Raw genomic sequence first — 8,604 nt, forward strand, 5'->3', positions numbered from 1 at the left:
CGACTGGATCGTCGAAGTGGTCGACGGCCTGGCCGCCAACGGCCCGGACGGCAACGGCGAAGTCGAAGCCAAGGTCCGCGCCGAAGTCGCAGACCTCTGCGCCCGATTCCCACTATACCCGAACCTCTGAGACATCAGACAGTTCGTGAAAAAACAAACGGCGCCTTACTGGCGCCGTTTTCCTTTTGGTCACCCGAATCTCTCCCGCCGCTGTTGCGCGCATCATGGTTGTATTGAAAGCGCAGGGCCGGGTTCAGAGGTTTGGCGCGGTCGTTCAGATCTCGTCCTTGGGATCTTTCAGTGCCTCTTCCAGCAGCTTTTCGTTACGCGCCTCTTCGATCCGGTTCAGCCGGTCCTCGGCGGAGCGGATGTCGAACCGGTATTTGACCACATTGATCAGGCTCACTGTCAGCAACAGGATGCCCATGCCCCAATACCCCTTTGTTGCAAGCGGCACATCCGTGGACAAGTACAGGGAGATGGCCAGCAAGCCATAGGCGAGGGCGACGCCGGCCCCGTTCAGCATCATGATGAGCGAGTTTTCATTACGGTTATTCATCTTGGTCTCCTATGATTTACTGGGTTAATTCTTTTTGCCCTGGCCATCTGGATCGGCATCCGCCTGAGATTGCTGTTCCAAACGTCGCAACACACTCGCCGCGGTTGAGCGTGTCCCAGGCCCATAACCGGCATCCTCCATCTGTTCGGCCAGCGACGAATGATCGAGTTCCCCGTCAATGTCGCGCAATATCTCGGCTTGCTCGAACGGGTCATCCTTTTGCATCACACGGTTGATCAGCGCCTCGGCCTCTTCGATCGGGCTGTCCCCGCCCAGATGCCGGTTCAGCCGCTTTTGCAGACCCTGCTCGCGCCGGATCGCCCGCGCCGTTACCGCGCCTTGTTTAAGGTCGATGATGCGACGGTTTGCAGTTTCGACCGTTTGCCGCAGTTGCACGATGCGCGTGTCCAAACGTCTCAGAGTCTGTTGCCGCAGAGTCGTTTCGTTTTCCAGATCAGCGATGGCCTGCGCCGCCGTGCGCGCCATGTCCTCGCGCCCGTCCGCCAGCGCAAGAGCGGCGCGATCAGTCAGGTCTCGCATGCGGGTCTGCAAGCTGTCAGCCTGGCGCTGCTCGCTGCGCTGGCGCTGGATCATGCTGGCCAATGTCAGCTTGGCCGCTTTCAGATTCTGCTCCGCCTCGCGGATTTTCTGGTCAATCAATTCGATGGAATAAGCGTCGCGCAGGCGATCCTCGGCGCGGGCATTAGCGCCATTGAACAAGGTTTTCAAAGTACCAAACATAGGTTCCTCCAAGAAATGAACATCGTTCACAAACTTGACGTACCAATACTTTGAACAATGTTCAATCGTTCTGTGAACGTCGTTCAGGAAACTATTTGTTTCCGATTTGGAAAATAACTCTCGCAATCATACGCTCGACCTGCTCGCTCGGAACACCCGAGATCCGGTTTTCGAGGCCCAGTATTACGATCCCATGCACCGAGGAAAACAAGGCGCGGGTCATCAGATGCAAGTCCTCTCGCGTATCATTCGGAAACAGCTTCGACACCGGGTCAGCAATATATGCAAAAAGGTCGTTCAAGGCCTGGCGATACCAGTCTGGCACCATACCATCATCGACCATCTTCAGATCGAACAGGGCGCGCCAAAGGTTCGTATTGGCCTCAGCAAACCTCAGATAGGCCGTGCTCATGACGATCAGGCGCTGGACCGGTTCTTCGCTACCGTCGAACGATCCGGCAACGGCCTGCCCCAGACGCTGAAAGGTCCGTCCGTTCACCGCCATGATGATCGCGTTGAGATCGTCAAAGACATTGTAGATCGCCCCCAGCGCACAGCCCGCATCTTTGGCAAGATCGCGGGCGCGCAGCTCCGCCACCCCATCGCGAGCAATCCGGGTTTCCGCTGCCACGACAAGTTTTTCACGCAATTCCGCCCTGCGGGCCTGAGATTTCGAAACCATGCCGATCCCTTCCATGAACCTCGTTCACAATACGAGACCCGAGAGGAAACGAAAAGATCAGATCACCCTTGCCACCACAGGAACGCGCCGATCAGCGCGGCCAATAAAAGCAGGTTGAACGCCAGGCTGCCGAGAATGCTCAAAAACCGCCCCCAACGGCGGTCGGCCAGATCAATTGCGTGCAGATGCGTCTGCACCTCATGGGCCGCCGCCGTCAGCGACGGGGTGTCCAGCGTCAGGCGCAGCTTTGGATGACTCGCCATCGGCTCGGCCCGCGCCAGAACCATCGCCTGCCCATAGACCCGGCGCGGCAGCCGGTGTCTGGCGCGTTTCAACGAGGCGGCAAGCGTTTTGCCCCGCACGCCAAGCTTGCTGCGCAGCAGTCCGATCGTCTCGGCAATCTGGTCCTGAACTTGTTTGCCGTGGCTCACCTGCGCATCCTCCTGACGGGCAAACATATCCTCGCGCCACGGCAGTCTCAATGGGGCTGGCCGTTTTGAAAAAGCGCCTGTATCACCGTGACATGTTGAACACGATCATTCATGGCACACCTACCGCCCTGCCCCCGCTGGTGATTGCGCACGGCCTTTACGGCTCGGCCCGCAACTGGGGGGTCATCGCCAAACGTCTGTCCGATGAACGACAGGTCATCGCGGTTGACATGCGCAACCATGCCCACAGCCCCTGGTCGGACGTGCATGACTATCCCGCGATGGCAGGCGATCTGGCCAAGGTCATCGACCACCTCGGCGGCACGGCGGATGTTGTCGGTCATTCGATGGGCGGCAAGGCAGCGATGACTCTGGCCCTGCAGCACGGCGATCTGGTGCGCAAGCTGGTTGTCGCCGACATCGCGCCCGTGGCCTACGGCCACAGCCAGATGCCCTTTATCGAGGCGATGCGCGGCGTCGACATGTCCACAGTCGAGCGCCGCTCGGATGTCGAGGATCAGCTTGCTGTGCGTGGGGTCGACAAGGCGCTGCAAAGCTTCTTCACCCAGTCGCTGGACCTCAACGAAAAGCGGTGGCGGCTGAACCTTGATGGCCTGGCCGCCGAGATGCCCAAGATAATGGGCTTTCCCAACATCGACGCCACGTGGGACGGCCCCACGCTGTTTCTGTCTGGGGCCGCCTCGGACTATGTCAAACCCGAGCATCGCGACCTGATCCGCTCGCTGTTTCCGCGTGCACGCTTTGCCAAAATCCCCGAGGCGGGTCATTGGCTGCATGCGGAACGGCCCCGCGAATTCGAGGCCGCAACACGGGCTTTCCTGAACGCGTAACCCTGGTTCAGCCCTGATACAGCCGCCGCGCCACCAGCCACGACACCGGCGCGGCCGCGGCAAAACCCACGGCCGCCGCCGACAAAATTGCCCCCAGCGACACCAGTCCTGCGGACAGGACGGCGATTACCGCCGACCCGGCCAAGGCCGTTGAAATCAGGGAATAAAGAAGTGCTGCAAGCCGCATCATAGCCGATTCGTCCTTTGTTGTCCGTTCAGCCACTTCATGCATCTTTTGGAATGTGATCAGCTTTGACCTGGGTCAGCTTGCCTACATTCCCGGATCGACCGGCTCGATCACGTCGCCCCCGCCTTGCCGCCAATCGTTCAGCCCGCCCAGGTTATAAACCTCGGCATAGCCCATTTCCTTTAGCAGCTTGCCCGCAAGCGCCGCGCGCCCTCCAGAGGCGCAATGCAGCACGATCACCCGGTCCTTTTGCATTTCAGGGTCATGATACGGCGTCTCAGGATCGGCGCGGAATTCCAGCATACCGCGCGGGATATGGTGCGAACCCGCCGCCCGCCCGGTGCGTTCCAGTTCCGGCGCGTCGCGAATATCCAGCAGCAACGCGCCCTCTTCCATCAGCTGTTTTGCCTTGGCCGCATCAATCCGTTCGATGACCGCATTTGCAGCCTGCATCATGTCCTTGACCGTCAGTGCCATCCGTTTCCTCCCTGAAACCTTTGTTGGGTATGTACATGCGAATTTTCGAAGATGTAGGTGCCGGATGCAATTCGAAAACGTTCGCTTTCAACAGAACCAGGTCTTTCACCTGCACAATTGGCGGAACTCACAATGCATTTGGCAGGAAATCAAAAGGCCGCACCCTCCGGGCTCCTATCTTTCTCTTGTCCACTCACGGACCGGTCGGGGCGAGGCGGAAACGCCGATGACCCCCGGCCACCCCGCTCCGGTCTGCCCGGATCAATCGCCTTTCACCAAAGACGCCTTTTCCCGAAACGCGCTTGGCGATTCTCCCGTCCACCGCCTGAACGCAGTGGAAAACGCCGCCTGATCCGCATAGCCGAGCGCAAAGGAAACTTCCGACAGGTTCATGCCGGCCTTGATGAAGGTCTGCGCCAGATCGCATCGCAGGTCATCCACGATGGCGCGGAAATTCGCGCCTTCTTCCTGTAACCGGCGGGTAAAGGTGCGCGGGCTCATGCCCAGATTGGCGGCGGCCTCTTCCGCCGGGATGACCCGCCCGGGCAGCGAGGCGGTGATCAGCCCCTCGACCCGCGCCCTCAGCGGCTGTTTCGGCACCGCCCGCTCCGCCAACAGCCGATTGCCATACTCGACCAGATGGTCGCGCAGGCTGGCGTCATAGGTCGGAATGGGCAGGTCCAGGCTGGAATTCGACAACAGGATCTCGGTCTTTTCCGCCCCGAACACCACCGGGAATCCCCCAACCTTCTGAAAGGCTTGCGTAGCCTTCCCAACCTGATGCTGCAACCGCATCTCGATCGGGAAGAACCCGGACTGCGTGACCGACCGCATTCGCGCGACCGCGGCAAACATCAATGTCTCGGTTCGCCGGTGATAGCGGGTATATCCCGCATCCTTCCAGTCCGCTTCGAACGAGGCGACATTTCCCGAAATCCGCAGGCTGAACGCAATGGCGGGATCGATGATGTCGTGAAAGCGCGACGTGTAGTCAATCGCCTCCCGCAGGTTCCGCGAGTATTTGCTGATATATGCGTTCAGGCCGGACGCATCCCTCAACGCCAGCCCGGCCTTGGCGCCAAAGGTAATGTCTTTCATCTGATCGCAGGCGGCCCGGACAAAACCGGCCTCGTTACGGATGTCACAGACCTCGGACGGCGGGTCGATATCGGCGGTCGTCAGCCCGCTTTGTTTCATGATACCGGCGATATCTTCCGGCGTTGCACCGGACGTTTTCAAAAACGAGATCAAATGCCGGATACGGGCGATTGGCACGTCCATGACTCTGCCCCTAATGAACCTGAATGAACATCACCAGCATATGGTCAACTGGCCGATTAAACAAAGAACCAATCACGCCGTCGCCCAGGATCACTCCGGCAAACCTGCCCGGTGCAGATCCTCGGTCATCATCGCCAGGTAGTCCGGCGCAAAGCCGCTCCAGCAACGATGGAAGCGGCTGATTGAAAAATCCGGCCTCCAGCTCAACAGCTCCTGGATGACTTCATTTGCCTCCGAAATCCGGTCCTGTCGCGCCAGGACAACACTCATGACGATGGGCCCAACCGGCCCGGCCATTTGACTGTGACACGCCGACCTTGCCAGAACCTCAGCCTCGCTGATCTCTCCGGTAGCGTATCGGCACAACGCCTTGAGGCATCTCTTGACGTCAAGAAACGGCCCCTTTGGACTCAGTCGAATTGAGGTCTCAAGAATTGGCATGGCAGCCTCGGCCTGCCCGCCCCAGAAATATGCAACCGCCAGACAGAGATGCGCCACAGTTGAACTCGGATTCAACGAAACGGCCAGTTCGGCCTGATCCACTGCTCTTTGGTGCTTACCCTCGAACGTTAAAACGCGGCTCAGCGCAACCTTCGCCATGCTGCTTCGGTCGTCCAGGGATACAGCGAGGCTCGCCTGTCGGCGGGCTCTCTCCAAAACCTCTTCCGGTTTCTCGGTTTCACAGAATGTGATGCGGCGACAATCGAAAAAAGACAACAACGCATGGGCCTCGCCGAATTGAGGGGCAGTCTCCACCAGACTTCCGAGCAGAGTTTGCGCAGTTTGCGTATGCTCTTCAGAAAACTTGTGAAAATGCCACATCGCGCGTTGAAAGCCGTGCCAAAGACTCAGCGAGCCTTCAAAAATACTGGCGCGTTCGCGCTCCACGACCTTCAGCCGTGAATCGACATTCATCGCAATTGCCTGGGCGATTTCCTCCTGCAAATCGAATATGTCCTGCACATCCCGGTCAAACCGCTCTGCCCACAGGTGATGGCTGGTTCTGGCGTCGATCAGTTGGACAGAGATTCGCGCCCGCGCCTCGGCTCGTCGTACGCTGCCTTCGACAATGTAGTCGACCCCCAGTTCGCGCCCGATCCGCTTTACATCTACTGGCTGCCCCTTGTAGGCAAAGGATGATCCCCGCGAAATCACCATCAACCAATCCACGCTCGACAGACAGGTCAGCAGTTCCTGGCTGAACCCATCCGAGAAATATTCCTGTTCAGGATCACCACTCAGGTTGTCAAAGGCCAGCACAGCAACCGCCGGCCTGTCCTCCGGCAAAACACGGGTGGGGTCCGAAACCCGGAACCGCCTGTCACTGCTGCTTTTGACCGGCATGCCGCCGTCGGCCCCACCTCCTGCCATCTCGGTAATTTCGAACAGCGGCCCGTGTTTGGGCCAATCCAGCCCCGAAAGCACCACATAATCCTTGAGGTTGGCCGCCGCGTACAGAAACGCCATCTTTCGGGATTTGTCCGAAAGCGGTTTGTTGACAAAATTCAGGCCCACCGCGACCCGCGCCAGCATGTATTGCTTTTCCATATAGGACAGCCTGCTCGACTGATTGCGGTCCACCCACTCCATCACGTTCCGACGCAGTGTCTCGATCAATTGAATGAGGCCCAGATCATCGCCTTTCAGCTTCACCTCGGGCCCGGCATGGTCAAACACGCTCAGATGCCCCATCAGCGCACTCCAGCTTTCCGCGTCCGCCCTTTCCCGCGCCAGCAGAAGGTGGCTGAGTTCGAAATAGGCGTGGTCGTAAAACAGGAACTGCTTGTCCTGATAGAGCGCCAGATCGATCAGATAATAGTTCAGGCGCGCAGACCCCGACCCGCCAAGCAACACGTTGTACCCGTGCAGATCGCCGTGGGTGTTGCCAATAACCGCGCGCAGTTTCTGATCCGCCGCCCCTCCCGACGCACCCGCCACCAGGTTCAGCGGGTTCGGGTACCAGCGACCATCGAAAATCAGGCTTTGGTCCTCCGCACAAAGCCCGCATTCACTCTGCACAAATTGGAAAATCCGGCCCTGAACCGGGTCCAGCCGATAATTCAACCACCCTCTGAGGATGTCTCCGACCGACACCAGCCCAGCCGCCAGGTGACAGTCGCGGTTCCAGTCCTCAAGCAATCCGGACGACAGCAGGTTCACCGCCTCTACCTGTTCGTCATGCGCACATTCGGCCCAGGGCTTGGCATATTCCAGCCCCCGCCCGGCAATCGACGACAGGATTGCAATCCGGTCATCGACAGCGCTTGTTTTCAGCAGTTCTGGCAGATGCGCACGGGCAAATTCGGGGGCGACCCTGAACGCGATATCGTGCCGCTCCGCCTCCGACAGTTCGTTCCAGGCCGGGTCGGGCGCGCGGTCGAATTTAAGGATCGCCTGCCCGCTGAAATCGGTGCAATGGACATCGGCGGCATAAACATAGGCCCCCGACTTTCCGCTCAGCTTGTGATGCAGATACATGTCATCGCTGAACCCCCATTGCTCCTGCAGCACCGGGCGAAGGTCCTGATACCCCTCTGGCCAGGGCAACCCGATGTGGTCGCCTCCGGGGGTATCCATCTTCGCTGGTTTTCCCGCGTTCTGCACCTTCGCCTCCCCCACGTCGGTCGCGAATAGTTCAGCAATGCACAAAGCTTAGCAGGCAAACCCCGCATCGCACAGCCCGCATTGCTGCAGACGCCTGATTCAGATCGGAATAGAAACGTGGTGCGGGCGGTGGGCATTGAAAATCAATATCCAGAGATTCTATTGAATCTCAAATACTGCGCATCCAACTGATATGTATTGGAATTTTTGGTTTCCGTTGTCTCATTTGATCTCGACGAGTGGCAATGCCTGTTATACCTAGGCGCCGCCCCGGAAAAGAGAAAACCCCCACGGTTTGAACTTGAACGGCAGATGGAAGTGTTCCTCGACGCGCTCGATGCCAAAGCGAAACACCGCGATTTCGAGAAACGAAGGGTTCGAAATGATGCGGCCAGCTTGCCGATAATAGTCTCCGACCTCAAATTCGACCTCGTAGAGCCCTGACTGCACGTCTTGGCCCTCGCTGACCGGATGGTGCAGCAGCCCGTCAGGGCCACACACACCCGACGCGATTTCCGTTCTCGCAGGTCGTAGGTGCCACAGCCGAACCGCCAGTCCGGCAGCGGGTATGCCATCCGCAACATCCACTGCATGAATTGAAATTCCTCCGGCAACCGGATCGGTTGGATGGGACTGATGCGTCACGACACTCTTCTCCTTCTTTGCGGAACTCCAAGCAGTGAGCTACCCCCTGAATTTCGGACACTGACGTAAGCTACGATTTGTTGTCTGCTGATCTTCGACGAAAAGGAGATCAGAGATGTCGAAACGGAAGAACCACTCGCCCGAGT

General features: G+C 58.7%; 11 protein-coding genes. 1 reads left to right on the forward strand and 10 read right to left on the reverse strand.

Going from position 1 to position 8,604, the window contains the following annotated elements:
- Positions 1-274: 274 nt before the first annotated feature.
- The 4 genes from AC2FNB_RS19520 to AC2FNB_RS19535 form a co-directional block, all read right to left on the reverse strand.
- A complete protein-coding gene (locus AC2FNB_RS19520; protein WP_496748483.1) occupies positions 275-559 on the reverse strand; it encodes a YiaA/YiaB family inner membrane protein in 285 nt (94 codons plus the stop codon).
- Positions 560-583: 24 nt separating this feature from the next.
- Positions 584-1,300, reverse strand: a complete 717-nt coding sequence (locus AC2FNB_RS19525) for a PspA/IM30 family protein (protein WP_480747710.1) — start codon at positions 1,298-1,300, stop codon at positions 584-586.
- A gap of 91 nt (positions 1,301-1,391) precedes the next feature.
- Complete coding sequence (locus AC2FNB_RS19530; RefSeq protein ID WP_496748484.1) at positions 1,392-1,982, reverse strand: TetR/AcrR family transcriptional regulator; 591 nt, start codon at positions 1,980-1,982, stop codon at positions 1,392-1,394.
- Between the two features lie 62 nt (positions 1,983-2,044).
- Positions 2,045-2,464 (reverse strand): hypothetical protein, encoded by a 420-nt coding sequence (locus AC2FNB_RS19535; protein ID WP_480747712.1) that lies wholly within the window; start codon positions 2,462-2,464, stop codon positions 2,045-2,047.
- On the opposite strand from AC2FNB_RS19535, the gene AC2FNB_RS19540 reads away from it, so the two are divergent.
- Complete coding sequence (locus AC2FNB_RS19540; RefSeq protein ID WP_496748485.1) at positions 2,464-3,264, forward strand: alpha/beta fold hydrolase; 801 nt, start codon at positions 2,464-2,466, stop codon at positions 3,262-3,264. The two genes, AC2FNB_RS19535 and AC2FNB_RS19540, sit on opposite strands and share 1 nt — an antisense overlap.
- 7 nt (positions 3,265-3,271) lie before the next feature.
- Here AC2FNB_RS19540 and AC2FNB_RS19545 read toward each other — a convergent pair whose 3' ends face one another.
- The 6 genes from AC2FNB_RS19545 to AC2FNB_RS19570 all read right to left on the reverse strand — a co-directional run bounded on the left by AC2FNB_RS19545 (position 3,272) and on the right by AC2FNB_RS19570 (position 8,458).
- Entirely contained in the window at positions 3,272-3,454 is a 183-nt protein-coding gene (locus AC2FNB_RS19545) for a hypothetical protein (RefSeq protein WP_480747714.1), read from the reverse strand.
- A gap of 81 nt (positions 3,455-3,535) precedes the next feature.
- Positions 3,536-3,928, reverse strand: a complete 393-nt coding sequence (locus AC2FNB_RS19550; RefSeq protein ID WP_480747715.1) for a rhodanese-like domain-containing protein — start codon at positions 3,926-3,928, stop codon at positions 3,536-3,538.
- Between the two features lie 261 nt (positions 3,929-4,189).
- Positions 4,190-5,209 (reverse strand): helix-turn-helix domain-containing protein, encoded by a 1,020-nt coding sequence (locus AC2FNB_RS19555; RefSeq protein WP_496748486.1) that lies wholly within the window; start codon positions 5,207-5,209, stop codon positions 4,190-4,192.
- Between the two features lie 90 nt (positions 5,210-5,299).
- Complete coding sequence (locus tag AC2FNB_RS19560; protein WP_496748487.1) at positions 5,300-7,786, reverse strand: hypothetical protein; 2,487 nt, start codon at positions 7,784-7,786, stop codon at positions 5,300-5,302.
- A gap of 58 nt (positions 7,787-7,844) precedes the next feature.
- Positions 7,845-7,976 carry an MJ0042-type zinc finger domain-containing protein gene (locus AC2FNB_RS19565; RefSeq protein ID WP_496748489.1) on the reverse strand — a complete coding sequence of 44 codons (132 nt, stop codon included), beginning with the start codon at positions 7,974-7,976 and terminating at the stop codon, positions 7,845-7,847.
- Positions 7,977-8,071: 95 nt separating this feature from the next.
- Positions 8,072-8,458 carry a hydroxyisourate hydrolase gene (locus AC2FNB_RS19570; RefSeq protein ID WP_496748488.1) on the reverse strand — a complete coding sequence of 129 codons (387 nt, stop codon included), beginning with the start codon at positions 8,456-8,458 and terminating at the stop codon, positions 8,072-8,074.
- Positions 8,459-8,604: the final 146 nt, after the last annotated feature.

It is taken from the genome of Ruegeria sp. BHSB058 (assembly GCF_059613285.1).

What these genes read in the sequence shown, in the direction of transcription:
- AC2FNB_RS19520 (WP_496748483.1), bottom strand. Translation starts at nt 559, where the DNA reads ATGAATAACCGTAATGAAAACTCGCTCATCATGATGCTGAACGGGGCC.
- AC2FNB_RS19525 (WP_480747710.1), bottom strand. Translation starts at nt 1,300, where the DNA reads ATGTTTGGTACTTTGAAAACCTTGTTCAATGGCGCTAATGCCCGCGCC.
- AC2FNB_RS19530 (WP_496748484.1), bottom strand. Translation starts at nt 1,982, where the DNA reads ATGGTTTCGAAATCTCAGGCCCGCAGGGCGGAATTGCGTGAAAAACTT.
- AC2FNB_RS19540 (WP_496748485.1), top strand. Translation starts at nt 2,464, where the DNA reads ATGGGGCTGGCCGTTTTGAAAAAGCGCCTGTATCACCGTGACATGTTG.
- AC2FNB_RS19545 (WP_480747714.1), bottom strand. Translation starts at nt 3,454, where the DNA reads ATGATGCGGCTTGCAGCACTTCTTTATTCCCTGATTTCAACGGCCTTG.
- AC2FNB_RS19550 (WP_480747715.1), bottom strand. Translation starts at nt 3,928, where the DNA reads ATGGCACTGACGGTCAAGGACATGATGCAGGCTGCAAATGCGGTCATC.
- AC2FNB_RS19555 (WP_496748486.1), bottom strand. Translation starts at nt 5,209, where the DNA reads ATGGACGTGCCAATCGCCCGTATCCGGCATTTGATCTCGTTTTTGAAA.
- AC2FNB_RS19560 (WP_496748487.1), bottom strand. Translation starts at nt 7,786, where the DNA reads ATGGATACCCCCGGAGGCGACCACATCGGGTTGCCCTGGCCAGAGGGG.